The 26,565-nt window shown below is 74.5% G+C and carries 16 protein-coding genes and 1 tRNA gene; 8 read left to right on the top strand and 9 right to left on the bottom strand.

The annotated features are described in order from the left end of the window. Nucleotide 1: 1 nt before the first annotated feature. The 4 genes from eboE to QK440_RS16520 all read left to right on the top strand — a co-directional run bounded on the left by eboE (nucleotide 2) and on the right by QK440_RS16520 (nucleotide 4,260). On the top strand, nucleotides 2-1,207 hold the full coding sequence (eboE, locus tag QK440_RS16505) for a metabolite traffic protein EboE (RefSeq protein WP_282793854.1): 1,206 nt from the start codon (nucleotides 2-4) through the stop codon (nucleotides 1,205-1,207). Next, the gene (locus QK440_RS16510) at nucleotides 1,204-2,607 is read left to right on the top strand and encodes a nucleotide pyrophosphatase/phosphodiesterase family protein (RefSeq protein WP_282793855.1); all 1,404 of its coding nucleotides are present in this window, start codon (nucleotides 1,204-1,206) and stop codon (nucleotides 2,605-2,607) included. Before eboE ends, QK440_RS16510 begins: the two co-directional genes overlap by 4 nt. Nucleotides 2,608-2,827: 220 nt before the next feature. Then, nucleotides 2,828-3,928, top strand: coding sequence for a sugar phosphate isomerase/epimerase (locus QK440_RS16515; RefSeq protein WP_282793856.1), 1,101 nt, complete (start codon nucleotides 2,828-2,830; stop codon nucleotides 3,926-3,928). Nucleotides 3,929-4,172: 244 nt separating this feature from the next. Further along, a tRNA-Leu gene (locus QK440_RS16520) sits at nucleotides 4,173-4,260 on the top strand. A 221-nt stretch (nucleotides 4,261-4,481) separates the two neighbouring features. Here QK440_RS16520 and QK440_RS16525 read toward each other — a convergent pair. Continuing rightward, nucleotides 4,482-6,095 carry a glycoside hydrolase family 3 N-terminal domain-containing protein gene (locus QK440_RS16525; RefSeq protein WP_282793857.1) on the bottom strand — a complete coding sequence of 538 codons (1,614 nt, stop codon included), beginning with the start codon at nucleotides 6,093-6,095 and terminating at the stop codon, nucleotides 4,482-4,484. Between the two features lie 423 nt (nucleotides 6,096-6,518). Here QK440_RS16525 and QK440_RS16530 point away from each other — a divergent pair, with 423 nt between their 5' ends. Beyond that, the gene (locus QK440_RS16530; RefSeq protein WP_282793858.1) at nucleotides 6,519-7,541 is read left to right on the top strand and encodes a zinc-binding dehydrogenase; all 1,023 of its coding nucleotides are present in this window, start codon (nucleotides 6,519-6,521) and stop codon (nucleotides 7,539-7,541) included. Between the two features lie 13 nt (nucleotides 7,542-7,554). Continuing rightward, nucleotides 7,555-8,556, top strand: a complete 1,002-nt coding sequence (locus QK440_RS16535; protein ID WP_282793859.1) for a Gfo/Idh/MocA family oxidoreductase — start codon at nucleotides 7,555-7,557, stop codon at nucleotides 8,554-8,556. 18 nt (nucleotides 8,557-8,574) lie between these two features. On the opposite strand, the gene QK440_RS16540 is transcribed toward QK440_RS16535, so the two are convergent. The 8 genes from QK440_RS16540 to QK440_RS16575 all read right to left on the bottom strand — a co-directional run bounded on the left by QK440_RS16540 (nucleotide 8,575) and on the right by QK440_RS16575 (nucleotide 23,561). Further along, nucleotides 8,575-9,411 carry a phytanoyl-CoA dioxygenase family protein gene (locus tag QK440_RS16540; protein WP_282793860.1) on the bottom strand — a complete coding sequence of 279 codons (837 nt, stop codon included), beginning with the start codon at nucleotides 9,409-9,411 and terminating at the stop codon, nucleotides 8,575-8,577. A gap of 204 nt (nucleotides 9,412-9,615) precedes the next feature. After that, nucleotides 9,616-10,764, bottom strand: a complete 1,149-nt coding sequence (locus QK440_RS16545; RefSeq protein ID WP_282793861.1) for a hypothetical protein — start codon at nucleotides 10,762-10,764, stop codon at nucleotides 9,616-9,618. A gap of 86 nt (nucleotides 10,765-10,850) precedes the next feature. Beyond that, a complete protein-coding gene (locus QK440_RS16550) occupies nucleotides 10,851-12,224 on the bottom strand; it encodes a hypothetical protein (RefSeq protein ID WP_282793862.1) in 1,374 nt (457 codons plus the stop codon). Then, a complete protein-coding gene (locus QK440_RS16555) occupies nucleotides 12,221-14,362 on the bottom strand; it encodes a DegT/DnrJ/EryC1/StrS family aminotransferase (protein ID WP_282793863.1) in 2,142 nt (713 codons plus the stop codon). The genes QK440_RS16550 and QK440_RS16555 overlap by 4 nt, the downstream gene beginning before the upstream one ends. A gap of 257 nt (nucleotides 14,363-14,619) precedes the next feature. Then, nucleotides 14,620-15,756, bottom strand: coding sequence for a radical SAM protein (locus tag QK440_RS16560; RefSeq protein ID WP_282793864.1), 1,137 nt, complete (start codon nucleotides 15,754-15,756; stop codon nucleotides 14,620-14,622). Between the two features lie 306 nt (nucleotides 15,757-16,062). Then, nucleotides 16,063-17,664 carry an ABC transporter substrate-binding protein gene (locus QK440_RS16565; protein ID WP_282793865.1) on the bottom strand — a complete coding sequence of 534 codons (1,602 nt, stop codon included), beginning with the start codon at nucleotides 17,662-17,664 and terminating at the stop codon, nucleotides 16,063-16,065. A gap of 6 nt (nucleotides 17,665-17,670) precedes the next feature. Further along, complete coding sequence (locus tag QK440_RS16570; RefSeq protein ID WP_282793866.1) at nucleotides 17,671-20,016, bottom strand: ATP-binding protein; 2,346 nt, start codon at nucleotides 20,014-20,016, stop codon at nucleotides 17,671-17,673. A gap of 308 nt (nucleotides 20,017-20,324) precedes the next feature. Continuing rightward, nucleotides 20,325-23,561 carry an NACHT domain-containing protein gene (locus QK440_RS16575; RefSeq protein WP_282793867.1) on the bottom strand — a complete coding sequence of 1,079 codons (3,237 nt, stop codon included), beginning with the start codon at nucleotides 23,559-23,561 and terminating at the stop codon, nucleotides 20,325-20,327. Between the two features lie 237 nt (nucleotides 23,562-23,798). Here QK440_RS16575 and QK440_RS16580 point away from each other — a divergent pair, with 237 nt between their 5' ends. Together QK440_RS16580 and QK440_RS16585 are read left to right on the top strand one after the other, a co-directional pair. Continuing rightward, nucleotides 23,799-24,671: a metallophosphoesterase gene (locus tag QK440_RS16580; protein ID WP_282793868.1), complete on the top strand. Its 873-nt coding sequence runs from the start codon at nucleotides 23,799-23,801 to the stop codon at nucleotides 24,669-24,671. 212 nt (nucleotides 24,672-24,883) lie between these two features. Then, nucleotides 24,884-26,530, top strand: coding sequence for a cytochrome bc complex cytochrome b subunit (locus QK440_RS16585; RefSeq protein ID WP_282793869.1), 1,647 nt, complete (start codon nucleotides 24,884-24,886; stop codon nucleotides 26,528-26,530). Nucleotides 26,531-26,565: the final 35 nt, after the last annotated feature.

Below are 26,565 nucleotides of genomic sequence, written 5' to 3' on the forward strand. Positions count from 1 at the left end.
CATGCGCTTCCGCCACCCCGACGGCTCCACCGTCCACCTCGCCTACTGCACCAACGTCCACCCGGCCGAGACCCTCCACGGCGTCCTCGCCCAGCTCCGCGACCACTGCGAACCCGTCCGCAGACGGCTCGGCCGCGACCGCATCGGCATCGGCCTCTGGCTCGCCAAGGACGCCGCCCACACGCTCGACTCCGACCCGGCCGCCCTGCGCGGACTGCGCGCCGAACTCGACCGGCGCGGCCTCGAAGTGGTCACCCTCAACGGCTTCCCGTACGACGGGTTCGGCGCCGGCGAGGTCAAGTACCGCGTGTACAAGCCGGACTGGGCAGACCCCGAGCGTCTGGAACACACCACCGCCCTGGCCCGCGTCCTCACCCGGCTGCTGCCCGACGACGTCACCGAAGGCACCATCTCCACCCTGCCGCTGGCCTGGCGCACCGCCTTCGGCGTGGACCGCGCCCGAGCGGCCCACGCAGCCCTGGCGACCCTCGGCCGGCGCCTGGACGCGCTCGCCGACCTCACCGGCAGGTCCGTCCGCGTCGGCCTCGAACCCGAACCCGGCTGCACCGTGGAGACCACCGGCGACGCCATCGAGCCCCTCACCGCGATCGGCCACGACCGCGTCGGCGTCTGTGTCGACACCTGCCATCTCGCCACCTCCTTCGAAGATCCGCGCACCGCGCTCGACGCCCTCGCCGTCGCGGGCGTCCCCGTCGTCAAGACCCAGCTCTCCGCCGCCCTGCACGCCGAACACCCCCATCTCCCCGCCGTACGCGCGGCTCTCGCCGCCTTCGACGAGCCCCGCTTCCTGCACCAGACCCGCACCGTGCCCCACGGCCCGCGCACGGCGACCGGCACGGCCCCCGCAGCCGCCGCCCTGCGCGGCACCGACGACCTCGGCGAGGCCCTCACCGGCGACGCCCTGCCCGACACGGCCCCCTGGCGCTCCCACTTCCACGTGCCGCTGCACGCGGCCCCCGCACCTCCTCTCACCTCCACGCTCCCGGTCCTCCAGGAGGCGCTCGCCCGTCTCGTCGGCGGGCCGCGCCCGCGCACCCACCACCTCGAGGTCGAGACCTACACCTGGCAGGCCCTCCCGCCCGGCCTGCGGCCGCGCGCCCGCGCCCAGCTCGCCGACGGCATCGCCGCCGAACTCGCCCTCGCCCGCGACCTCCTGACGGACCTCGGCCTGAAGGAACTGCCATGACCCCCTCCTCCGCCCCACGACGGCCGACCCCGCTGCTCGTCCTCGACGTCGTCGGCCTCACCCCCCGCCTGCTCGACCACATGCCGCACCTGGCCGCCCTGGGCGAGACGGGCTCCCAGGCCTCCCTGGGAACCGTCCTGCCCGCCGTCACGTGCGCCGCCCAGTCGACGTTCCTCACCGGCACCACCCCCGCCGAGCACGGCATCGTCGGCAACGGCTGGTACTTCCGCGAACTGGGCGACGTCCTGCTGTGGCGCCAGCACAACGGCCTCGTCGCGGGGGACAAGCTCTGGGACGCCGCCCGCCGCGCTCACCCCGGCTACACCGTCGCCAACATCTGCTGGTGGTACGCGATGGGCGCCGACACCGACCTCACCGTCACCCCCCGCCCCGTCTACTACGCCGACGGGCGCAAGGAACCCGACTGCTACACCCGGCCCCCGGCCCTGCACGACGAGCTGACCCGGAAACTCGGCACCTTCCCCCTCTTCCACTTCTGGGGCCCCGGCGCGGACATCGTGTCCAGCCGGTGGATCGTCGACGCCACCCGCCACATCGTCGCCACCCGCCACCCCGACCTCGTCCTGTGCTACCTCCCTCACCTCGACTACGACCTGCAGCGCTTCGGCCCCGACGACCCCCGCGCCCACCAGGCCGCCGCCGACCTGGACGCGGTGCTCGCCCCGCTCCTCGCCGACGCCGCCGCGGAGGGCCGCACCGTGGTCGCGCTGTCCGAGTACGGCATCACACCCGTGAGCCGCCCCGTCGACATCAACCGCGCGCTGCGCCGCGCCGGACTCCTGGAGGTCCACACCCAGGACGGCATGGAGTACCTCGACCCGATGGCGTCCAAGGCCTTCGCCGTCGCGGACCACCAGATCGCCCACGTCTACGTACGCCGCCCGGAAGACCTGGAGGCCACCCGCGCGGCGCTCGACGGCCTGCCCGGCATCGAGCAGGTCCTCGACGACGAAGGGAAGAAGGCCCACCACCTCGACCACCCCCGCTCGGGAGAGCTCGTCGCCATCGCCGCACCCGACGCCTGGTTCACGTACTACTACTGGCTCGACGACGCCCGCGCGCCCGACTTCGCGCAGCTCGTCGACATCCACCGCAAACCCGGCTACGACCCGGCCGAACTCTTCATGGACCCGGAGGACCCCTACGTCCGGCTCAAGGCCGTCGGCGCCCTCGCCCGCAAGAAGCTCGGCCTGCGGTACCGCATGGCGGTCGTGCCCCTCGACCCGTCACCGGTGCGGGGCAGCCATGGCCGCCTCCCGGCGGGCGAGGACCGTGACTCCGCGCCGCTCATTCTGTGCTCCACCCCCCGTGCCGTCTCCGGCCGCGTCGCGGCCACCGATGTGAAAGCGCTGCTGTTGCGGCTCGCGGGGCTCGGCTGAAGCCCGCTAGCGGTCACGCGGACGTGGCGTCGCCCGCGCCTCGCTCGGCAGCGGTGGCCCCGTCCGCGCCGCCCCGACCGGGCCACCTCGTCCCCGCGCATTCCACTGAACCAGAGGGCGCCGCCCCTGCCATCGGGGTCCGTCCCCCATCCCACCCTGACGCGTTCTTCGAACCCATCCCTGAGACAACCCTGACCCGACCCCACCTCGGGAGACCCCTATGACCCGCAAGCCCACACCCACACCCACGTCCGATCCCGACCTCGCCCGCAGACTGAGCAGGCGCGGCGTCCTCGGCGTCGCCGCGGGCGCCACCGCAGCGGCCCTCGCCGCCGCTGCCGCACCGGCCGCCGCCGCCACAGGCACCGCCCCGGGCACCACGGCCGCCGGCGCCACCCCCCGCCCGGCCGCCCACGGCCGGGGCCGCGGCCGCCCCGTGCTGCCGCCCGGCCGTCTCGGCGTCCAGCTCTACAGCCTCCGCGACAAGGTCTCCACCCTCGGCTTCGCCACCGTCTTCGCCGAGCTGAAGAAGTACGGGTACGACGAGGTCGAGTTCGCCGGATACACCCAGGGCGCTGCGGGTCCCATCACCCTCGCCCAGCTCCGGAAGCTGACCCGCGACCACGGGCTCCGCGCGATCGGCAGCCACGTCGGCTACCACGACGACGGCAACCCGAACGCGTACACGTTCGCGCAGAACCTCACCAAGGTCCTCGACGACGCAGAGGCCCTCGGCCTGAAGCACATCGGCACGGCGTCCGCCCCCTTCCGCCACGGGGCGACCGTCGACGCGTGGAAGCGGGCCGCCGAGGACTTCAACACGTACGGCGAGGCCGCCCGCGCCCGCGGCATGAGGTTCTACCAGCACAACCACGCCGAGGAGTTCTCCTTCGCCACGGACAAGCCGGGTGTGCGCCTCTACGACGTGCTGCTCGCCGAGACCGACCCCGACCTCGTGTACCTGGAGATGGACATCTACTGGGCGTACTGCGCGCAGTTCCGCTTCGGCAAGCAGGCCGACGGCACGCCCCGGCCGTTCGACCCGCTCGACTACGTGCTGCGGCGGCCGCACCGGTACCCGCTGTTCCACGTCAAGGACGGCATACGCGACGACTCCGCCCGGGACGGCTACCGCATGGTGGACGTCGGCGACGGCGACATCGACTACAGGAGGTTCCTGTCCCGGGTGACCGCCCGCACTCCCGGAGGGCGCCGCTACCACCACTGGCAGGCCGAGCACGACAACCCGGCCGACTCCTTCGCGTTCGCCCGCAAGTCCAGCGCCCATCTGCACGGGCTGCGCGAGCGCTGCGGGGCCTGAACAGCGACAGCGGGGCGCGGGGCACCGGCCGTCACCCGGTCCGGCCGGTTCCCACACGTCACCCTGTGCACGCGTACGCACACCGTCACCCAGGGTGAGAGGGCGGAACACCGAGGTCGGAGGCGGGAGACCGGTGCGGGGCGGCCCCACGTACCTGGCGGATACGCAGGTGAAAGGCACTCCGAAACCTTGGTATTGTTGTCTTCGTCGCCGCGGGGAAAACCCGCAAGGCGGCAGACACCTGGTCCGGGTGGCGGAATGGCAGACGCGCTAGCTTGAGGTGCTAGTGCCCTTTATCGGGCGTGGGGGTTCAAGTCCCCCCTCGGACACCAGTGAGAAACCCCAGTTGATCTGGGGTTTTTCTGTTTCTCCGGGTGGTTCGACGAGCCGCGTGCCCAGCAGGCGCCGCCCCCCGCCGCCCCCGCACCGCTCTGCCCGGCTCCGGGCGCCGACGTCGATTGTCAGTGGTCGGCCTTACTGTGCGTTCATGGACGAGAACTCGTGGGAGCCGAGGGCGGCCCGGTGCCGGCCCTCGCACCGCCGCGCGGTGTCCTCAGGGCACCAGCGTCCCCACCTGGCCCGTGGCCGTGAGGGTCGGGGAGGTGGTGTGCCGGGTCACGCCCGCGAGGAGTTCCGCTGCCGCGATGCCCGAGACGCGGGTCGCCCCGTGGGTGATCAGGTGGACGGCGCCGAGTGCGGCACCCGTCGGGACGCCCATCTCCACGACGACGGCGTCCGGCCGCAGGCGCAGCAGGCGGGCGAGGGCCTCCGACATCCAGCGGTGCCGGGCCGCGTCGCGTACGACCACCACGAGGGCCCGGCCGCGCGCCGGTGCGAGGGCGGACCGGTCCAGCACGTCGTCGGAGCCGCTGGCCTCGGGTTCCGTCAGCCGCACGGAGGTGGTGTCGGGGCGCAGCGCGCGCAGCGGGCCCGCCACTCCCCAGGGGGTGCCCCCGTCCACGGCCGGGTTCATCACCGGGGAGAGCTCCACGACGTGCGTGCCCGCGCCGAGCGGCAGCAGCGGCTCCGCGCCGGCCTCCGGGACCGGACCGGTGGCCGGGAAGCGCCGTCGGCCGAGGCGTACCGCCCGCCGCGCCGCCTCCAGGCCGACCTCGGAGCCGCCGCCCGTCCCCGTCCCTCGCGCCACGGTCCGCGACCACGCCCCCGACCAGGCCGCGAACGCCCGTACCCGCGTACTCGCCTCCGCGAGCCGGTCCTCCGGCAACCCGCCCTCCAGCACCGCCTTCACGAGCGCGTTGGCGAGCAGTTCCACGGTCGGCTGGTCGGCGTTCTCGCCGCCCACGCAGACCGCGTCCACGCCGCCCGCCACGGCCCTGACCGCGGCGCCGTCGATGCCGTACCGGTCGGTGACCGCGCCCATCTCGATGCCGTCCGTGACCACCATGCCGTCGAAGCCCAGCTCGCCGCGGAGCAGGTCCTCCAGGATGCGGGGGCTGAGCGTCGCGGGCAGCGCGGGGTCGTACGCCGGCACGAGGAGGTGCGCCGTCATGACGGCCCGTACGCCCGACTCCATCGCGGCGATGAACGGCGGCAGCGCGGTGCGCGCGATCTCCTCGGCCCCGCCGCCGACCTGCGGCAGGCCGAAGTGCGGGTCCACGACGGTGTCGCCGTGGCCGGGGAAGTGCTTGGCGCAGGCGGCGACCCCGGCGGACTGCAGGCCGCGGATCCAGGCGGCGGTGTGGCGGGAGACGACGTCCGTGCGGGCGCCGAAGGAGCGCACGCCGATGACCGGGTTCAGGGGGTTGGAGTTCACGTCGGCGCTGGGCGCGTAGTTCAGCGTGACGCCCGCCGCGTGGAGCTCGCGGCCGATGTCGTGGGCCACGCGCTCGGTGAGATCGATGTCGTCGACGGCGCCGAGGGCGAGGTTGCCCGGTCTGGAGGCGCCGGTCCACGCCTCCATGCGGGTCACGTCGCCCGCCTCCTCGTCGACGGCGATGATCAGGTCCGGGTTCTCGGCGCGCAGCGCGGCGGTCAGCACGGCGACCTGCTCCGGCGTGACGATGTTCCGGCCGAAGAGGACCACGGCGCCCAGCCCGTCGGCGATCCGGCGGCGCAGCCAGTCGGGGGGCGAGGTCGTACCCACGAACCCCGGTTGCAGCACGGAGTTGGCGAGTCGCTCCAGCGCCGGGTGACTGCTCGGGACCATGCCGGGACCTCCGGGGAAGACGGAAGAGCTGCGGAACTGGGGGTGCTGCGTGAGCCAGTGAGCCAGTGAGCCAGTGCGTTGGTGCCGTGCGGTGCCGTGCCGTGCCGTACGGTGCCGTGCCGTGCCCTGGCCCGTGTGTCCCGACGACCGGTGGCGCGGACTCGCCCCGCGTGTCTCCGTACCGGAGCGACTTGGTACAGGCCAATCGGATGTTGACTCAGCCCGTTTGAGGCTGTCAAGACATCCAACTGCCAGAAAACGGCAGGTGAACCGGCAGTCGGCGGGCGAGCACGGCCCGGCAGCGGCTGACGCTCTGCCTCCGCTTCGCCGCGCGGCCCGTCGCCACGAGGCGACCTTGTCGGACACCCGTTCCCGAGGTGGAATTCCCCTGACGGGCCGAGTCAGGCGAGCCGAGGAGGACCCTTGCGGCGGTACGAACTTGTCGGACGGCGCGACATCAGGCTGGTCACGGACGCCCCCGTGCCGGAGCCCGGACCGGGCCAGGTGCTCGTCCGCGTCCGGGCGTGCAGTGTCTGCAACCGCAGCGACCTCGCCTACTACCACTACTACGGCCTCCGGGACCACTGCGCGACCGGCTGCTACGGCCACGAGATCGCCGGGGTCGTCGAGGCCGTCGGGCCCGGCGTCACCCGGGTCGCGCCGGGGCGGCGCGTGTTCGTGCGCACCCCGCTGACCTCCGGGTACGCCGAGTTCGCCCTGGCGCGGGAGATAGCCGTCGGCGCGCTGCCCGACTCCGTCCCCTTCGAGCAGGGCTCCATGCTGCAACTGCTGCCGCTCGCCGTGCACGCCACGCGCGGCGTCACGCTCGGCGACCGGGTCGTGGTGATCGGGCAGGGGCCGGTCGGCCAGATGGCGTTGCGGATGGCGGTGTGGCGCGGCGCCGCGCACGTCACCGCCGTCGACCTCGACGCGTGGCGCCTGGAGCGCTCCACGCGGGCGGGGGCGGACGCCGTACGCCGGGTCGACGGCAGCGCGGCGCACCTGGCGGCGCTCAAGGCGGAGTTCGCGGCCGAGGGGGAGGAGTACGACGTGGCGGTCGACGCCGTCGGCACGCCCACGACCCTCAACGCCTGCGTCGACCTGGTCCGGCAGAACGGCCTGGTCGTCATGCTCGGCACCCACCACGTCGACACGCACGTCACCGTCGACCTCGTGACGTGGGAGCGCAAGGGCCTGCGCGTGCACAGCTCGGCGGAGCCCGTGGACACCGCGCGCGCCGAGGCGCTGGCCGTCGCCGAACGCCTCGCCCTCCGCCGTACGGACCTCCTGCGCCTGCCCGACCTGCACACCCACACGTACGCCCTCGACGAGCTGCCCAAGGCGATGAAGCAGCTCTCCGCCAGCAGGTCGCTGTACCCGGACGCGGAGCGCGCGCCGTACGACGGGCCCCCGCCGGAGACCTTGAAGGTGGTCGTCGTCCCGTGACGGCGGCGAGGCGATGAGGTGGGGCGTCGCCGGGTACGGCGACGTCGTCGAGCGGCGGGTGCTGCCCGCGCTGCGGGCCCTCGGCGAGGAACCGGCGTACCTGTGGGGCCGCGACCCGGAGCGGGCGGCCCGCGTCGCCGCCCGGCACGGCGTGCCCGCCGCGGGCGGCGACGAGAGCGCCCTGGTGCGCGGCGTGGACGCGGTGTACGTGGCGACCCCCGTGGTACGCCATGTGCCGCTGGCGCGCGCCGCCGCGGCGGCCGGGCTGCCGGTGCTCGTCGAGAAGCCGCTCGCCGGAGCCCTGGCCACGGCCACGGCCACCGGCGCGCTGGACGGGCCGTGCGCCGGGGTCGCGTACTACCGCAGGCTCGCCCCGGCCGTCCGCCGGCTGCGCGCGGAGCTGGACGGGTGGACGCCCGCGCGCGTGGACGTGCGGTTCCGCTGCGCCTTCGACCCGGGGCCGGACCACCCGATGCGCTGGCGTACCGACCCGGCCGTCTCGGGCGGCGGGGTGCTCGCCGACGCGGGCAGCCACCGGATCGACCTGCTGGTGCTGCTCTTCGGACGCCCGGCCGTCGTACGCGGGTCCCTCACGCACCGCTTCCCGCGGGGCGCGGAGCGCCGGGCCGAGGTCGAACTCCGCTGGGCCTCCGGGGTGCGGGCGCGCCTCCTCGCGGAGTGGAGTAACGAACCGCCCGTGGACCGGATGGAGTTCACCGGCGGCGGGCGCACCCTGACGCTCGACCCGCTCGACAGCGGCAGGCTGCGGTCGCGGGGCCCGGACGGTTCGTGGGAGGCGACCCTGCCGCCCGCGGCCAACCCGCACGAACCCCTCGTCGCCGACTTCGTCGACGCGGTCAGGACCGGGCGGCCGCCGGTGTGCCCGGTGGCGGACGCCCGCCTCGTCGACGAGGTCATCGTGGCCGCCGGGGACCCGGCGGCAGCCTCGCGGGGGCAGCGCCGCGACGGCCGTCGCTCCGGCAAGGGCCCGCTAGGCCGGGCACGCCGCCCGTAACGGCGTACCGCGCGCCCCTCACGCCCCGTCGTCCGCCGACCACGGGCGCAGCCAGCGCGGGTCCGGGGTGTCGCCCCGGCGGACGAAGCGGGCATCCACGGAGAGGCGCATCGCGTCCGTGGTCGTGTCCAGGGACGCGTGGATGACGCTCGGTACGTGCACCATCAGATCGCCCGCCGCGAAGTCCGCGCACAGCCAGCGGCGGCCCAGGCTGCGCGCGGTGAACTCCAGGTCGTGGCAGATCTGGCGCCGGTCGCCGGGCCGGTCGGTGGTGTCGCGCAGCGGCTCGTAGGACTCCGGGGGCAGCGTGTGCGAGCCCTCCAGGTACACCAGGGCGCCCGACCGCGGCGGGCAGTCGCCGACGGGGATCCACATCGTCACGACCCTGGGTGAGCCCTGGTCCATGTAGTCGAAGTCGACGTGGGCGCGCGAGGCCCGGCGGGTGCCCCGGTGGAAGTGGCGCAGGATGCGGCGCGGCAGCATCCGGGCGTCGCCGTCCAGCAGGTCGGCGGCGAGCCGGGCGAGGCGGGGGTCGCCGAGGAACCGGTCGAAGGTCCGCGAGCGTACGAACGCGTGCGCGGGGTGCCCGGCCACGCCGTGCTCGGGCAGCTCCGGTGGCACCTCTCCGGAGAACACGCCCTCCCTGGGGGTGGTGCCCGGCGCGAGGTAGGCGCGGGGCAGCCGTGCGAAGTAGGCGGCGCGCAGCCGCAGGACCGCCTCGCGGTCCAGGAACCCCGGCAGGTACAGGTAGCCGTCCACGCGCAGCCGCTCCCGCAGGGCGGCGGGGTCCGGCAGCGGGGCGGTGCCGGTGGCGCGCAGCGGCCCGAAGAGCTCCGGCGAGAAGGGTATGGGCACACCGTTCGACGAGAGATGCACGAGAAGTCCTTACGTCAGGGGTCGTCAAGAAACCGACGGGGACCGGCGCCTGAGGGGAGGGCGCCCCGGGCGAGGGGCCGTCGACGGCGGGGTGGTGGCACCCGGGGCCGGGACCGCGGGGCCCCGGGACCCCAGCACCCTGGGAAACCAGCACGCCGGGTACCCCAGCACCCCAGGGGCAGTTCAGTAGACGCCTTCGACCGCCTCCCCGCCGCCGGTCGGTCCGTCGCGGAAGGGCTGGACGGCCGCCACGCCGTCCCAGGGGAACCACGGGTGGGGCCCGGTCCTGATGGCGCTGTCCCGTTCGAGGAGGTTGGGCAGGAAGAGGTCTTCGAGGAGGGTGGTGACCCGCACCCGGCCGCGCTCGCCGTGTGCCACCTCGCGCCACGGGTCCTGCGGGTCGACGACCTGCAGCACCGCGAAGGGCGGCGGCAGGTGGTAGGAGTGGCCGGTGCCCCCGGGAAGGGCGGGGGCACCCGGTACCGCGTCGGCCTGGAGCGCGTGGCCCGCCAGCGTGTTGCCGTACGTGTCGATCCACTGCACGCCGTCGAGGTGCTCCTGGCGCAGGAACGCGGCCTCCGCCGCGCTGCACGTGGTGCCGCCCGTGCACACCGCGCGGACGCCGTACGTGTGCAGGGGGCGCGGCAGCCGCATGGCGAGTTCGAGGAGCAGCCGCGAGGTCGTGAAGAGCAGCGAGACCCGCTCGGCGGTGAGCAGCGTCAGGGTCTGCTCCACCAGGTGGGAGGTGTACGCGTCGGCCTCGCCGCCCGCGCGCAGGGACGCCTTCACCCAGCGCGGGTCGAAGTCGATGGCGAACACCGCGCCGCGCCAGCTGTCCGCGAGGCCCTCCACGAAGTGGCCGTACGCGTGCGGGCCGCTCGGCGTCATCGCGAGGACGTCACCGCCCGCGACGCCGCGCGCCTCCAGGACGGTGCGGTAGATCTCCACGTCGTACGCGAGGCGCGTGACGTTGACGATCCGGCAGGGCGCGCCGGTGGTGCCGCCCGTCTCGAAAACGCGGAACGGCCGGTCGCGGTAGCCGCGCGGGCGCAGGCCGAGGGCGCTCGCGGCGCGCAGCTCGGCCTTGTCGAACAGGCCGAAGAGCTCCAGGGCGGCGAAGCAGTCGACGTCCTTCAGCGGGTCGAAGCCGAGCCGGGGCAGCCGGGAGACCCAGAACCGCGAACCGGTGTCGGGTGAGAAGTGCCAGCGCATCATGCGCCGCGTCCACGCGTCGAGGTCCACGGCGAGCTCGGGCACACGCCCACGCAGCGTGTCGTACAGGGTGGCGAACGTGACCTGCGGGGCCTGCCCGTCGCGGGCCGTGTCGATCATGGGCCTCCTCCTGGGGTGCGGTGTCACGGGCCGGGGCGCGGACGTGCGGGGCCCGGCGGCGGGTGTGCGGCTGACGGCGGCGCGGCTCACGGCGGGGGCGGGGGGTTCGAAGGCGGCTGCGCGGAACCCGGCGGCGGCTGCGCGGGCCCCTGCGAATGCGTGGGCTCCTGCGCGGGCCCCGGCGGATACGCGAGCCCCCGCGCGGGCCCCGCCGGATGCGAAAGCCCCGCCGGACGCGCAGGCCCCCGCAGGTGCGCACCCGGTGGCCGGTGAACGAACAAGGAGTGCTCGGCGATCGCGCGGGCGGCGTCGGCGGTGGCGCCGAGCACGGCGGCGAAGGGGAAGGGCACCTCGTGCCCGACGAGCGGGTGCGCGGTGTCGGCCGTGCCCAAGGGGCCGGCGAGCAGGACGAGGTGCGGCCGGACGTACAGCTCGCCGTCGCGGCCGGGCACGACCGCGGGCTCGCGGGTGAGCAGCCGGTCGCCGGGGCGCAGCCGGCCGCGCACGGAGGCGGCGGCCCGCTCGGCCTCGCCGGGGCCGCGGAAGACGGTGAGCGGCCAGTCGCGGGCGGCGGGGTCGGGGGCCGGGCCCGGGTGCAGGCCGTCGAGCGCGGTGGCCAGGGCCTTCGCCACCGGCTCGGCGTCGGCGGGGTCCAGGCAGACCACGGTACGGACGTTGCTGCAGAACCGGCCCGAGTCGGCGGCGACCAGCGGCAGCAGCCAGGCCACCGCGTCCGCCGTCGCAAGGCCCGGCGGCAGCAGGGCGCAGCCGCGGCCGGGGCCGTGCAGGGTGAGCGTCGGCGCGGTCCGCACCGAGGCGGCGAGGCCGGCGCCGCCGTACACGACGTGCCGGTCGGTGAGCTTCACCAGGCCGTGCAGGGCGCGCTGTTCGCCGGGGTAGAGGCCGATCCGCTCCGGGGGCCAGTCCGCCGCGAGCAGCGCGGCGACCAGGCGGGCCGCCGACAGCGGCTCGCGGCGGCTCGGGCGCACCCACACCGCGGCCGACCGCTCGGCCTGGTCGAGGACGGAGTCCAGGCAGGTGAAGGTGTTGCCGGGCAGCGCCACCAGGGCCAGCGCCCCGTCGGAATCCGGCGGTTCGCGGCGGTCGGCGCCCTCGCGCAGCATGCCGCACCAGCGGTCCACCAGCGGCTCCGGGAGCCCCGCGCTCTGCCACAGCGCCCTACGGAACTCCGCCGCGCTCTGCGGGCCGAGGCCGCCGACGGTCACCGTGCCGTGCGCGAACAGGTCCAGCGCGGTGAGGATCCGCGCGCGGCGGCCGGTGAGCGGCGGCAGCGTCGCGCCGGTCGCCTCCCACCAGCGGCGGTCGGCGTGCGCCACGATCTCCGGGACCAGCGCCAGGCGCCGGGCGGGGGAGCCCGGCAGGGGTGCGGTGTCCAGCGAGTCGCGCCACGCCCCCTGCCGGAAGGCGGGGACGACGGGGGCCTCCGGTGCGGCGGTCACGACAGCTCGGCGCGCAGGGCCGCGACCACCCGCGTCTGCTCGTCCCGGGTGAGCGTCGGGTACAGCGGCAGCGCGATGTGGTGGCGCGCGAACCGGCGGGCCTGCGGGTACGGGTCCTCCGCCGCAGCGGACGAGGTGGTTCCGCCGCCGGGGGGCGCCGCGGCGTCGGCGAAGTACGGCTGGTCGCACAGGAGGTGGTCGTACACCTCGCCCGCGAGGGCCACACCGTGGCGCTCCCGCAGGCGTTGCTTCAGCGCGGCACGGTCGACGGACGCGTCCAGGCGGGCGAGGTACTTGTAGTAGTTGCTGCGCGCGTCGGAGGGCACCACGTGCGCCCGCAGGCCGGGCACGTCGGCCAGCAACGCGTCGTAGGCGCCCGCCAGTTCGCGGCGGGTGGCCAGGGTGCGGCCGAAGCGCTCCAGGTCGACCGCGCCGACGGCGGCGTGCAGCTCGCTCATGCGCCAGTTGCCGCCCGGCCGGTCGTGCAGCGTGGAGCCCTGCGCGCTCTTGCCGTGGTCGCGCCAGCGCCGTACCTGCTCGGCGTCGGCCGCCGCGTCCCCGCCGGGGCAGGTGACCAGGCCGCCCTCGCCGCTGACCGCCACCTTGGTGGGGAAGAAGGAGAACGCGCCGAAGCGGCCGAAGGAGCCCGCGAACCGGCCGCGCAGGGTGGCGCCGAGCGCGTGCGCCGCGTCCTCCACGACCGGCACGCCGCGCTCCGCGCACAGCGCGAGGACCTCGTCCAGGGCGGGCGAGACGATGCCGCCGATGTGGACGGGAAGGACCGCCGCCGTGTCCGGATGGCGGTCCAGCGCGGCGCGCAGCGCCTCCGGGTCCGGGCCGAGGCCGTCCGGCTCGATGTCCAGGAAGCGCACGGTGGCGCCCGCCCGCACCGCGGCCGCCGCCGTGGCGAAGAACGTGTTCACCGGGACGAGCACGGTGCGGCCCGCCACGCCGATGACGCGCAGGGCGATCTCCAGCGCCGCGGCGCCGGACGCCACGGCCACGCTCTCGGCACCGGTCCAGGTCCGCGCGAGCCCCTCGAAGCGGACCAGTTCCGGGCCCTGGGTGAGGTGTCCGGAGGCGAGCGCGGCGTCCACCCGGTCGAGGACCGCGCGCCGGTCGGAGACGTCGAAGTGGACGCGCTGCGCGGGTACGTCGGCGGGTGCGGGCGGCGGTCCGGCCAGCGTCCGGGCGAAGAACTCGGTGGTGTACCGGACGTGCGTGCCGTGGCCCATCGCCAGCTCGCGCACCTCCAGGTCGCCTCCGGCCGCGGTGTGGGCGCGGCGGACGGCCTCGGCGGCGGCGCGCGCGTCGGCCGGTTCGAGGTAGGGGTCGGCGGTGCCGTACTGGAGCTGGAGCGGGGCCGGGGCGAGCGCGCCGTACAGGTCGGGCAGGTCGGCGTACTCCAGGACGCCGGGCAGCACGGCGCCCTCGTAGCCGGTCAGCAGCCGGTGGTACAGCGCCGGGTAGCTGCCCAGGTGGCTGGCCGCGCACACCGGCAGGGGGCGGGGCGCGAGCAGCGCGGTGTGCAGGGCGACCGCCGCGCCCAGGCTGTGCCCGAACAGGCCGACGCGGTCGGGGACGGTCAGCGGGTGCGCGGCGAGGACGTCGAGGGCGCCCAGCGCGTCGCCGACGAGCGCGCCCAGGAGCGAGCGGCCGGTCAGCGCGAACGCGTGCGCGAGCAGGGCGCCCTCGTCCCGGCCCGCGCGGCGCTCCTCGTCGAGCCCGTCGCCGATGCCGTGCTCGAAGGAGAGCGTGACGAAGCCGGCGCGGGCCAGGTGCTCGGCGACGTTGCGGTCGGGGAAGTCCGGGGTTGTCTCGCCGGTGAGCTGCTCCATGCGGGCGTTCTTGCCGCCGAGGACCAGCACGGCGGGGCGTGGCCCGGTGGCGTCCTGCGGCGCGGTGACGGTGCCGTGGAAGGTGCCGCGCAGCGGGGAGTCGAAGGTCAGGCGCTCGCGGCGCAGGCCGTCTGCGGTGGTCGTGGCGGTGGCCTTGGCGGTCAGCGGGGCGCGCTCGGCGCGGGCGAGGCGGGCGACGACGCCGCGTACGGCGCGGGACCAGGCGGGGTGGGGTGTGGCCGGGGTGAAGCGGAGCGTGGGCTCGGTGGTGAGCAGGTGGTGGGCGTGGGTGCTCTGCATGAGGGTGGGGCTCGCTCCTGTGGGTGCGGGTGGTGGGTGCCTGCGCGGGGCGCCCCGGGCCCGCCCCTTCCCGAACCAGGGGCTGCCGCCCCTGGGCCCCGCTTTCTCGGTGCTCCGCGCCTCGTCCTCGAACGCGGGACGGGCCGGAACCCCCGCGCTCGGCGCCCCGGAGGGGGCGGGAGGCGGGAGCGCCCTCGAGCGGGAAGCGGCAGGGGCTCGATGTCGCCGGAAAGGGCGGGCGGGTGGGAAGCGGGCGGCTAGACGAAGTCGGCGTGCAGGGTTTCGGGGACTTCGAGGGCGTACTGGGTCAGCGCCTCGTCCAGCTTGATCTGCCCCCGCTTCAGCAGTTCGAGGAGCTCGTTCTGCGGCCGGTAGAAGCAGGACTTGCACAGGTCGGTGCGGCGCGGGTTGGTGGCCTCCCACTCGGCGCGCGGGCCGCCCTCGAGGACCTGCGGGTAGCCGAGGTCGACGACGTCGCCGATGCGGTACCGGCTGTTGAGGTGCACCTGCGGGCAGGGGTACAGATGGCCGTCGGCGCCGACCGCCGTCACGAAGCGGCTGTAGTGGCAGCGCTCGAAGTCACCCTCGACGGCCTCGACCTGGTCCATCGGGCCGCGGTCCAGCTTGGGCACCGAGACCTCGAAGGAGTCCGTCGACAGCGCGGCGGCCTCGACGAGGGAGGCGGAGATCTCCTCCATGACCGTCTCGATCGTTTCGTGCCCCATCGCGCTGTAGAACTCGGGCTCGAAGCGGACGTAGTGCGCCCCGGAGGCCTGGGCGATCCGCGCCGCCGCCACGATCTCGCGGTAGTTCTGCATCGTGATCACGTAGTTGAACCCGATGCGGAAGTCGGGGGCGACGGCGTTCTCGCGCAGGTGGCCGATGTTGTCGATGAACTTCGAGAACGTCTGCTCGCGGTCGCGCGTGATGTCGTTGAACGTGGCCTCGGTGCCCGCGTTCATGCCGACCCGCACCCAGGTGTGGGTGTTGACGACGGCGTCGGCGACCTTCGGGCGGCCGAGCCGGGAGCCGTTGGTGATCAGGCCGATGCGCAGGCCCACCCCGTGCCCGGCGGCGCAGATGTCCGCGTAGCCCGGGTGGATGGTGCACTCGCCGCTGCCGCAGAAGGTCACCGCGCGGCCGTCGTTCTCGGCGAACTCCTTGAGCAGGGTGATCGCCTTGTCGGTGGTGATGGAGTCCTTGAACGAGAACAGGTCGTAGAACTGCTCCTCGTTGGGCGAATGGAAGTTGCAGAAATTGCAACGCATATTGCAGGCGCCCATGATGCCGATCCGCATGTGGACCGGTTTGATCTCCTCGTCGGCCACGAATCGGCGCAGCAGGTCGCCGTGGGCCAGGACTTTCTGGGGGGAGTGCGCCTGGTCGAGACTCACCTCGGGGAGACCTTCGCGGTTCCGGGGGGCGGCCATTTCGATATCGCGGGCACCTTCAGTGCTGTTCACGAACCCCTCCACACGCTTTTGGCGGTGTTTAGCGTTGTCCGAGCGACCTTCGTGACGGTAGGAGAGCGCTTCCAGAAGTGTCAACGGGTCTAGACAACCAGGAAGTTGAGTAAACATCCAACGCGCCGTGGATTCCGGCCAAATGTGTTCGGCACGTGTGGTTGTCATGTGCCTGGAGCCCCGGCGCAGGTGAGGGGACGCCGGTACCGGCGGGCGCGGCGCGCGGGCCGCCGGGCCTCAGGGGCAGGGGTGGCGGAAGGTGTCCTCGAAGGTCCGGTACGTCGACGCCGCGCGGGTGCCCCGCGGCGCCGGGTGCTCGATGACCGGTACGGGCTTGCACATCGGCCACTGCCGGGTTTCGGCCGACTGCTCGAAGGCGTACGTGCCGGCGGCGCCCTGGAGGCAGTTGGTGCACAGGAGCCGCCCGTCGCGCTCGACGAGGCCCGCGTTGATAAGGGTGTTGTAGACGTCGTCCTTGGTGGGCGTGCGCGTGGGGGACGTGGTCCCGGCGTCGCCGTCCTGCTTCTCGTTCGCTTCGGAGTACGACTTGTCGTAGGCGTCGGCCAGCAGCGTGAACGCGTCGTGGTACATGATCGCGTAGCCGTCGTCGAGGGCCTTCTCGCCGATGCCGTACCGCTCGTCGAGGTCCTTGAAGACCCGCAGGAAACCCCCGAGGCCCGCGGGCGCGCCCGGGGCGGGCCGCAGGGCGCGCGTCCACCAGGCGGGCGTCACCGAGGAGGCCGCGACGATACGCGTCCTGGTTTCCCGCAGCATCTGCGTGAGTTCGTCCGTGGTCAGGGTCGGCTCGAGGCCGATGCCGACTTTCAGGATGCGCACGGGGCGGCTGCGGTCACAGGACGGCTCCTGTGACAGGCGTTTCACGAGTGCCGGGAGATCCTGGTCGCGGCCCGCGAAGAATACCGTGTCGGACTGGGTGAGGCAGATCTTCTGCGCGGCGGACTGGAATCGCTGCGGGATACCGGCGGCGGGCCCGGTCGAACCGAGGAAGGAGGCGGACCGCTGGCGCAGCCCGTAGGCCGTGCCGAATTTCTTCTCCAGCAGCCGGTGGAGATTGCGCGCGTACACGTCGTCGGGGCGGCTGTCGTAGACGAGGAACCCCTTTCCGGCGCCCTTGTTCTTCTTCAGATAGTGATCGAGCGCGTCCACGAACATGCTGTTGTTCGGTGAGGTCTTGAAGAAATAGGGGGCGTTCATGTCGGCGGACGTGATGACCGGGCCCACGGTCGCGATGCGCCGGGCGCTCAGCGCCTTCATCGCGTTCCGGGTCTCGGGCGTGCTGCTCGGCAGCCCCGTCACGCCGACGAGCGGCGAGCGCCGGTCGTCCGCGAGGTCCACGAGGTCGTCGACGACCGGCTGCCACTGGTCGAGGTCCTTGCCGTCGGGTGCCAGCAGGAGCTGGTAGTGCGGCCCGCTGCCGCTGTTGGCCCGTATCTGGGCGGCGTGCGCGCCCGCCAGGGCGCGGCGGATCATGTCCGCGGTCATGGCGCTCGCGTCGTCCGACGTGAACGGCATCATCAGCGCGATCCGCCCGTACGGCATGGGGGCCTGCCCCTGCTCGGGGTCCTCCCAGGCGCGCCGGACGCGCGCGTTCTCGTCCGCGACCGCCCGGATCAGCTCCTCCAGGCCGTCGTCGGCCTCGAAGGCGCCGTCCGTGACGCCCACGCACTCGCCGTCGCGCTTCACCAGGCCGCCCGCGCAGTCGTCGGGGCGCAGCGCCAGGTAGACGACCACGCCGACGGCGACGAGCACCAGCGGCACCAGGACGGCGACGGCCTTGTCGAGGGGACCGAACCCGTTGCGGCGGCGGCTCAGACGCATGCTTCCTCACAGTTCCGGCAGCGGCAGGGGACGCTTGTCGCGGGCGGCGGCCGGCCAGGTGCGGGCGGCCTGGCCGAGCACGGCCCGCCAGGTCCGGTGGCGCAGCGACAGGAACGCGAGCTCTGCGCCGATGTCGGCGCACAGGTCGGCCTCCGGTTCCGCGGCCGCGTCGGACAGGTACCACAGGCCGTGCAGCAGCCTGTTGATGCAGCGGTCGATCTCGTCTATGTCGCGGTAGCGGTCGTCGTGCGCGCCCGCGGCCATCGCGGCCCGCTCGTCGGCCCAGTCGGCGGCGGGCGGCGGCGGGGCCGTGGCCGCGTACGCCAGGCACGTCAGCCAGCGCAGCGCGCTCTGCCGGTCCTGCTCCGACTGGAACTCCTCGGAGAGCGCGGCCACCACCGTCCTGGCGTCCCCCGCGGCGAGCGTGTGCCGCAGCGCGTCGGCCTCGCTGTCCTCGCCGCGCGTGGTGTGGTGGCGGCGCAGGAAGCCGTGGATCTCCTGCCAGCCGCGGCGCGAGTCGGCGCCCCGCGAGGTGCGCCGGGCCTCGTGCACGAGCAGCGTGTGCAGCAGGGGGTCGGCGGCGAGCGGCCGGTCCTGCGGGGTGTCGCGCTGCCAGTGCTCGGCCTCCAGGTAGTCGGCGGCGGCGTTCGCGGGCAGTTGCTCCGGCCCCTCCAGGCGCAGGTGCTCGGCGAGGGCCTGCGCGGCCGTGCTGTCCCGGGCCAGCGACAGCGGTACGAGCCGGGCGCGCTGGTGCGGCGAAGGCAGCAGCCGCTCCAGGATCACCCGGCTGACGGGGTGGCCGTCCTCGGTGGTCAGGTCGAGCAGCTTGCGCGGGGACAGCGGGGGCGTCCCGGGCCGCTCGCGGGACGCGGCGGCGTGGGCGAGGACGGCGTCGCAGAGCACCCGGCTCGCCAGCGGGTGGCCGCCGGTCAGGGTGTGCAGGGCGGACGCCAGATAGGGGTGCAGGGGAGCGGAGGCGGCGTCCAGCATCAGCAGGATGTCGGCCCGGCTGAGCGGGGTGAGCGGTACGACGACCAGGCCGGCGGAGGGCGCGTGCCCCGTGCGCAGCCAGCCCGTGGAGGTCACCAGGTCGGGCAGCTCGCGGTGGACGGCCTCGGCCGCCTGCGGGGGCGCGTCGCCGAGCCGGGTCGCGACGACGACGAGCGGGTCGTGGCGGGCCGGGCCCGGCCGGGCCCGGTACTCCAGGACCAGGTCGAGCAGGCGCGCCCCGGCGGGGGAGTGCGTGTTGTCGAGCAGCGCGAGCGGGCGCGGGTCGCGGTTCAGGCGCTGCCACTTGGTGCGGGCGGCGGCCACGTCCTCCAGGAAGGCGTGGACGAGCGTCTGCTCGGCGGCGTGCCGGTAGTCGCCACCCCGGTGGAACCAGTCGGCGAGCCGCACCAGGCCCTCCAGGCCGCCGGAGCCACCGGAGCCGCCGGAGCCGGGGGCGTCGCCGGGCGCGGTGGCCGGGGTCTCGGCGTACCGGTCCTGGTACCACTGGCGCAGCGGGGCGGCGGCGCGGCCGCGCGCGTACCGCTCGAAGTAGTCGGTGAGCACGGCGCGCACGACGGCCCGCCGCTCCAGGCCCGGCCCGCCGCCTTGCCCTGGCCCGCTGCCGTGCCCGAGTCCACCGACACCAGCCCACCCGCCTTGCCCCGGCCCGGTGCCGTGCCCGAGCCCACCGACACCAGCCCACCCGCCTTGCCCCGGCCCGCTGCCGTGCTCCGGCCCACTGCCGTGCGCTAGCCCGCTGCCCTGCCTCGGACCCCCGCCCCGCCCCGGCCCGTCGGCTCCGAAGCCGCCCGAGTCCGGGCCGCCTCCGGCTGGGCCGCCCGGCCCCTGCCCCGCTCCGTCCCGTCCTCCGGTGCCCGCCCCGGCGAGCCGGGTCCGCAGCCGGGTGTCCCACGCCTGCCCGACGGCCGCCTCCGTCCCCGACTCCAGGCCGCAGGCGACGAGCAGCCGCGCGATCCGCGCGGTGGCCCGGCCCCGCTCGTCCCGGCCGTCGTCGTAGCCGCCGAAGACGGCGACCAGACCGGGCAGCAGCAGGGGGAAGCGCCGGCTCAGGCCGGGCGCGAGCGAGCGCACCAGCTCCTCAAGGAGCTCGACTACCAGCCCGGAGGCGGCGGTGTCCACGCGCGCGAGCGGCAGCCGCCCCGCGTAGTGCCGCTCCAGGGCCTCCAGGACCGCGGTGCGCCCCATGCCGTGCCGTCCGGTGAGCAGGACGACCGGCAGGTCCTTGGTGTGCTCCCAGGGCACCCGGGCGCGTTCGGCGTAGGCGAGGCCGGTGAGGCGCGGTACGAGGTGGTGCAGAAGCGGATCGCGTGCGTACAGCCGAGGCGTTTCGGATGTGTGCATCTCGCCGGATACCGCTCCCGTCCGTCGCTGCCTGCCGCCGCCGTCCCTGCCGGGTCCCGCGCCCTCCTCGCCGGTGCCGCCCGATGCCGTCGACTGCCCGGAGAACCCCTCCTCGCCGGTGCCGCCCGAAGCCTGTCAACTGCCGGGAAGGCCCCAGAAGTTACACCCACCACCCTCCCCTGGCCAGGGCTTTCCGCGTGTTGGATCGGGCGTATCGCGGCGGAACGCGTCAGGCGTGAGGTATACGCGGGGTCACGGCCGGGGCGGCGGCGCAGGGTCCCGTCCCGGTACGGCCGCCCGGGGTGCTCTCAGTGCCGGGGCCGGAGCAGCAGCTCCACCCCCGCGGGCAGCTCCCCGGTCACCTCGCCGGGGTAGTCGAGGCGTACCCGGCGCAGCGCCGGCAGCCCGGCCAGGTGCACCAGGTCCACGGTGTCGAACAGCGTCAGGTGCACCTCTTCGAGGCCGGGCAGGCGGCGGGCGATCCGCCGCAGCGACACCGTGGCGCTGGGGCGCGCCCGCACCTCCAGGCGGGTGAGCTGCGGCATGCGGGTGCCGGGCGGGAACAGCATGATGCTGAGCTGCTCGTGCGACAGGCGCAGCGTCCGCAGGGCGGGCAACTGGGCGAGCAGGGCGTCCCAGTCGTCGGGCCGCAGCCGGTCGCTGGTGTTGTGCAGGCGCAGTTCGCGCAGCTCGGTCAGGGCCGTGATCGCGGCGAGCTCCACCGCGTCGGGCGGCAGCGCGAGGAGCCGGAGCGCCTCGGGCCGCGGCAGGTCGCGCAGGCCCCGCCACGGCACGGCCGCGCCGAGCAGCAGCGCGTCCAGGCGCGGGCACGCCGAGAGCCGGGCCAGCGGCTCCAGTTGGGGCAGGTCGGCCAGCGCGAGCCGCTGGAGCAGCGGCAGCCGGGTCAGCGGCGCGGTGTCGCTGACGGCGTGGCAGCCGGACAGGGAGAGCGACTCCAGCGAGGAGAACGCGGCGAGGAAGTCGAGCCGGGTGAGTCGCACGTTGCCGCGCAGGCGCAGCTCGCGCAGGCCGGACGGGTCGAGCGCGCCGAGGATGTCCGCCTCGGAGAAGTCGCCCTGCAGGGCCACGCGGGCGTGGCCGGGCAGCGCGCTGAGGGCCTTCAGCTCGGCGGGGGAGCGCACGGTGACGGCCTCGCCCGCGCCGGCCGCGAGGAGCGGCTTGACGATCTCCTCGGCGTAGGCGTCGGTGTCGAAGCGGTCCCAGTGCGCGAGGAGTTGCGCGCGCACCGCGGACTGCCGCGTGCCGAGGAACTCGCGCAGCCGGGCGAGCGCCGCGTCGCCGCCGATGCGGCAGATGGCGTGCACCGTCGTCACCTCGGCGTCGCCGCTCAGGGTGTCCGCGGCGGGCAGCAGGCCGAGCAGCAGCGTGCCCGTCTCGGCCAGGGCCCGGGCCTCGCGCAGGCCGCGCGGCGGCAGCAGCTCGGCGGCCCGCTCCTCGACGGTGGCGCGGACGCCGGGGTCGAGCCGGGTCGCGTGGTCGAGCGAGGCGAGGGCGAGCAGCCGCAGCCGGGTGCGCACGGTGTCGTCCTCCTCGCGGTCGGCCCGGCCGGTCAGCCGCGTCAGGAGCTCGGCGCGCTCGTCGGGGCGGGCCTGGGCGACGGCCATCTGCAGCACGTCCTCCCACGGGTCCAGGTGGGCGTGGCCGACGAGCGCGCCGATGTCGTGCTCCTCCAGGGCCGCCTTCGCGCCGAGGAAGTCCTGGAAGGTCCGGTGGATGAACGCCACGGCGTCGTCGGTGAGTTCCCGCAGGACCCCGGAGCGGTCCAGTAGCAGCCGCAGGACGTCCTCGCCGCTCCCGGCCCGGTCGAGTCGCGGCACCGAGGGGCGCAGCCGCTCCACCAGGTCGACGGCGGTCCGCCGGTCCAGCCAGGTGCGCTCGTTGCGGATCAGCCAGTACGCGAGCCGCTTCAGCGGTTCCGCCGCGGACCGCTCGTCGAGCTTCGGGGCGCGCCTGCCGTACAGGTCGCGCTCGCGGTCCCGGCGTTCCAGGAGCATGGACAGCGCGGCCTCGTAGAGGGCGACCCGGCCCTGCGGCAAAAAGCCGCGGCGCTCGCGGTGCAGGGCGCAGATGAGCGCGCACAGCAGCGGGTTGGTGGCGAGGCGGCTCAGCTCCGGGCTGGTGCGCAGCGAGCGCAGCAGGGTCGTGGCGAGGTCGTCGCCGGCGCCCGCCGCTTCGTGCCAGCGCCGTACGAACCGCCGTACGTCGCCGGGCCTGAGCGGCGTCAGCGTGAACTCGCGGAACCCCTCGCGGCCCAGCCAGTCCCGGGGCAGCGCGGAGGGCCGGGTGGTGACCAGCCACAGGTTGCCCGGGAAGGTGGCGTGCAGGGTGACGAGCCAGGCCCGCGCGCGGTGGCGCTCGGCCTCCGGGATCTCGTCGACGCCGTCGACCAGGAGCATGCCGCGCCCGGCCTGCAGGACGCGCACCGCCCAGCCCGCGGACTCGCTGCCGGCCAGCGGGCAGCCGATCCAGCGCAGGAACCCCTCGGGCATCGGCAGGTCGGCGTCCTCGCGGGCGAGGGTGCGCAGCGGCAGCACGAACGGCACCCGGCCGAGGAGCTGTGGCAGGTGCCCGGGCACGCGGTCCTGCTGGGCGGTGGTCAGGGCGAGCCACTGCACGAGGGTCGTCTTGCCGGTGCCCGCGACACCGCGCAGCAGCACCCGGTCGTGCCCGGCGAGCGCCGCCTCGACGGGGCCCGCGGTGCGCTCGGATTCGGGGTCCGGGTCGGCGCCGCGCGCGTCCGCCTCAGTGTCGGTGTCGCCGTTGCCGTACCCGGGCACGGGTTCGGCCGGGTCGCGCGCGGGCACCGCCTCCAGGCTCAGGTAGGCGGTCTCCAGGGGCCAGGCGTGGCTCCGCGGGTCGTGCAGGTCGACGCCGTGGATGGTCAGCGTGGCGTGCTGGCCGGCGACGTAACGGGCGTAACGGCGCTCGAAGTCGGTGTCCTCGGCGCGGGTCGTGGGCAGCCGCTCCAGGAGCAGCCGGAGCTGCTCCTTCTGCTCGCTCAGGGAGCGGCGCAGCTCGACCTGGGTGCGCGCCTCGAACCCGGGGCGCTTGCTGAACTCGTGGACCAGGTGCAGGCAGGCGGTGACGAGCAGCCGGTCGTGCAGGTGCGCGGCGTCGGCGCTGAGCAGCGCGCGGGTCTCCGGGGCGCTCGCCCGGACCAGGGCCTCGGCGAGCTTCTGCGGCCCGAGGTCGAAGGCCTGGACGTCGTCCATGTCCAGGTCGCCGAGCGCGCGCAGGGTGTGGCCGAGGGCGTAGCCCACGGCGTTCTGCTCGTCGGGGGCGATCGGCGGGTCGTGCGGCCCAGCGGCGCGCACCGCGCGGCGCACCAGTTCGCGGGCGAGCTGGTAGAGGTCGGCCTCGCTGAGGGTGCGGCGGTCGCCGGTGAAGGAGAGCAGGCGGCCCAGGCGCACCGGGCGGTCGCCGAACTCCGCGCCGTGGCCCCGGGGCGGCAGCAGCAGGCGCTTCACCAGGGGTACAAGGACCGACGCCGCGATGCGCAGGCCCGCCGTCGTGCCGGCGTCCAACAGCCCAGCCCCCTCCGTGGTCCCGTGGTCCGCGGGGCCCGGCCGGGCTCCGCCCCGTCCCCCCGGCACACGCCCCGCGGGTCGCGCCCCTCCGCCGTACCGGCCCCGGGGCCCGGCCCGCACACGCCGGACGGCCGGAACACCACCCCGCCGCCCTGCCCGCGCCCGCCGGAAGTCCGCCGCCCACTATCTCGGCTCGGCTACGGCAGATCCAGCCCCTTCGGTTAGCCTCGCGTGGTGACGACATCTGCTGCATCGCGCCGGGCACCGAGGCTGTTCGCCATCAGTGACCTGCACGTGGCGTACTCCGAGAACAGGAAGTTCGTCGACGAGCTCTGGCCGGAACACGAGGGCGACTGGCTCATTGTCGCGGGTGACACCGCGGAGATGGCGGCCGACATCGAGTGGTCGCTGCGGACGCTGGCCGAGCGGTTCGACACCGTGATCTGGTCCCCGGGCAACCACGAGCTGTGGACGCCGGGCGACGACCCGAACCAGCTCCGCGGTGACGCCCGCTACCGCCATCTCGTGGAGATGTGCCGCGAGTTGGGCGTGCTCACGCCGGAGGACCCCTTCCCGGTGTGGCGCGGCGAGGGCGGCCCGGCGGTCGTCGCCCCGCTGTTCCTCCTGTACGACTACACCTTCCGGCCCACCGGGACGTACGCGAAGAGCGACGCGCTGGAGTACGCGTACGAGACCGGGATCGTCTGCACGGACGAGGTGCTGCTGCACCCGGATCCGTACCCGACGCGCGAGGACTGGTGCCGGGCGCGCGTGGAGCTGACCCGGGAGCGGCTGGACGCGCTCGACCCCGCCCTGCCGACGATCCTGATCAACCACTGGCCGGTCGTGCGCGAACCCACCCGCATCCTGCGCTACCCCGAGTTCGCGCTGTGGTGCGGCACCGAGGCCACCGCCGACTGGCCGGTGCGCTACCGCGCCGCGGCCGTGGTCTACGGTCATCTGCACATCCCCCGCACCACCTGGCACGACGGCATCCGGCACGAGGAGGTGTCCGTCGGCTATCCGCGCGAGTGGAAGCGCGAGTGGCACCCGTCCCCGAAGCTGCGGCAGATACTGCCCGCGCCCGCCACGGCCCCGGGCCGCTAGCGGGCGCGTCAGGCTTCTGGTGCCGTGGAACCGGAGCGCGAGGTTCCTGATGTCCCGGAGCCGGAGCGCGTGACCCCGGTGATCCGGGCCCCGGCGGCCACCCCCGCGCCCAGGCGGACGGGCTTTCTCCGGTAGGCGGGGCGGCGCGTCGCGACTGTTGGCCCCCGCCCGGCCCGCCCCTACGCTGGAGAGCCGCCCGAGGGGGGAGCCTCATGAGCGAACGCACCCGGGACCACGGATCCGGCGGACGCGCCACGCCGCCCGCCAAGGGCGAGCGCGTCGCCGACTGGGCGGACGGCCGCCTGGGCGTGCACACCCTGGCCAGGACGCAGTTGCGCAAGGTCTTCCCGGACCACTGGTCGTTCATGTTCGGGGAGATCTGCCTCTACAGCTTCCTGATCCTCGTCCTCACCGGCGTCTGGCTGACCCTGTTCTTCGAGCCGAGCGGCATGGAGGTCGAGTACAACGGCACGTACGAGCCCCTCAAGGGCGTCCTGGTGACCCGGGCGTACGAGTCGACCGTCGACATCAGCATGGAGGTGCGCGGCGGGCTGCTCATCCGGCAGATCCACCACTGGGCGGCGCTGGTGTTCGTCGCGGGCATGCTCGTGCACATGATGCGGGTGTTCTTCACCGGCGCCTTCCGCAAGCCGCGCGAGATCAACTGGCTGTTCGGCTGGACCCTGCTGCTGCTCGGCATGATCACCGGCCTGACCGGCTACTCGCTCCCCGACGACCTGCTGTCCGGCACCGGCGTGCGCTTCGCGCAGGGTGCCATCCTCTCCCTGCCCGTGGTGGGGACGTACCTGTCCTTCTTCCTCTTCGGCGGGGAGTTCCCGGGCCACGACATCATCCCGCGGCTGTTCGCGGTGCATGTCCTGCTGCTGCCCGGGATCATGCTGGGCCTGATCGTGGCCCATCTGATCCTGGTCTTCTACCACAAGCACACCCAGTTCGCGGGCCCGGGCCGGAGCGAGCGGAACGTCGTCGGCGCGCCCTTCTTCCCCGTCTACGTCGCCAAGGCGGGCGGGTTCTTCTTCCTCGTCTTCGGTGTCCTCGCGTTCATGGGCGCGGTCGCCACCGTCAACCCCGTGTGGGTCCTCGGCCCGTACCGGCCCGACCTCGTCAGCACCGGGGCCCAGCCCGACTGGTACCTCGGCTTCTCCGAGGGCCTGATCCGGGTGATGCCCGGCTGGGAGATCAACCTCTGGGGCCACACGCTGGCGCTCGGCGTCTTCATCCCCTTCATGCTCTTCCCGCTCATCATGGTCGCCATCGCGGTGTACCCGTTCGTGGAGGCCTGGGTCACCAAGGACCGGCGTGAGCACCACATCGCGGACCGGCCGCGGAACGCGCCCGCGCGCACCTCGTTCGGCGTGGCCTGGCTGACGCTGTTCGGCGTGCTCATGGTGGGCGGCGGCAACGACATCTGGGCCACGCACTTCCACCTCTCCATCAACGCCATCACCTGGTTCGTGCGCGTCGCCTTCTTCGTCGCGCCGGTGCTCGCCTACGTCGTCACGTACCGCGTCTGCCTCGGACTCCAGCGGCGCGACCGCGACAAGGTGCTGCACGGCCGGGAGAGCGGCATCATCAAGCGCCTTCCGCACGGCGAGTACGTGGAGGTCCACGAGCCGCTCACCCAGGCCGAGCGGTACACCCTCACCGCGCACGAGCAGCCGCGGACGTACGAGATCGGACCGCTCGTCGACGCGCACGGCGTGGCCCGCAGGGTCCGGCGCTCCGACCGGCTGCGGGCCCGGCTCTCCCGCGCCATGTACGGCCCCGGCACCTACGTGCCGAAGCCCACGGTCGAGGAGTACCGCCAGGTGCGCAGCGGCGGCGACGGACACCACTGACCCGGCCCCCGTGGCGCCTGTGACACCTACGGCAC

It is taken from the genome of Streptomyces sp. CC224B (genome assembly GCF_030010595.1).
Taxonomy (GTDB): Bacteria; Actinomycetota; Actinomycetes; order Streptomycetales; family Streptomycetaceae; genus Streptomyces; species Streptomyces longispororuber.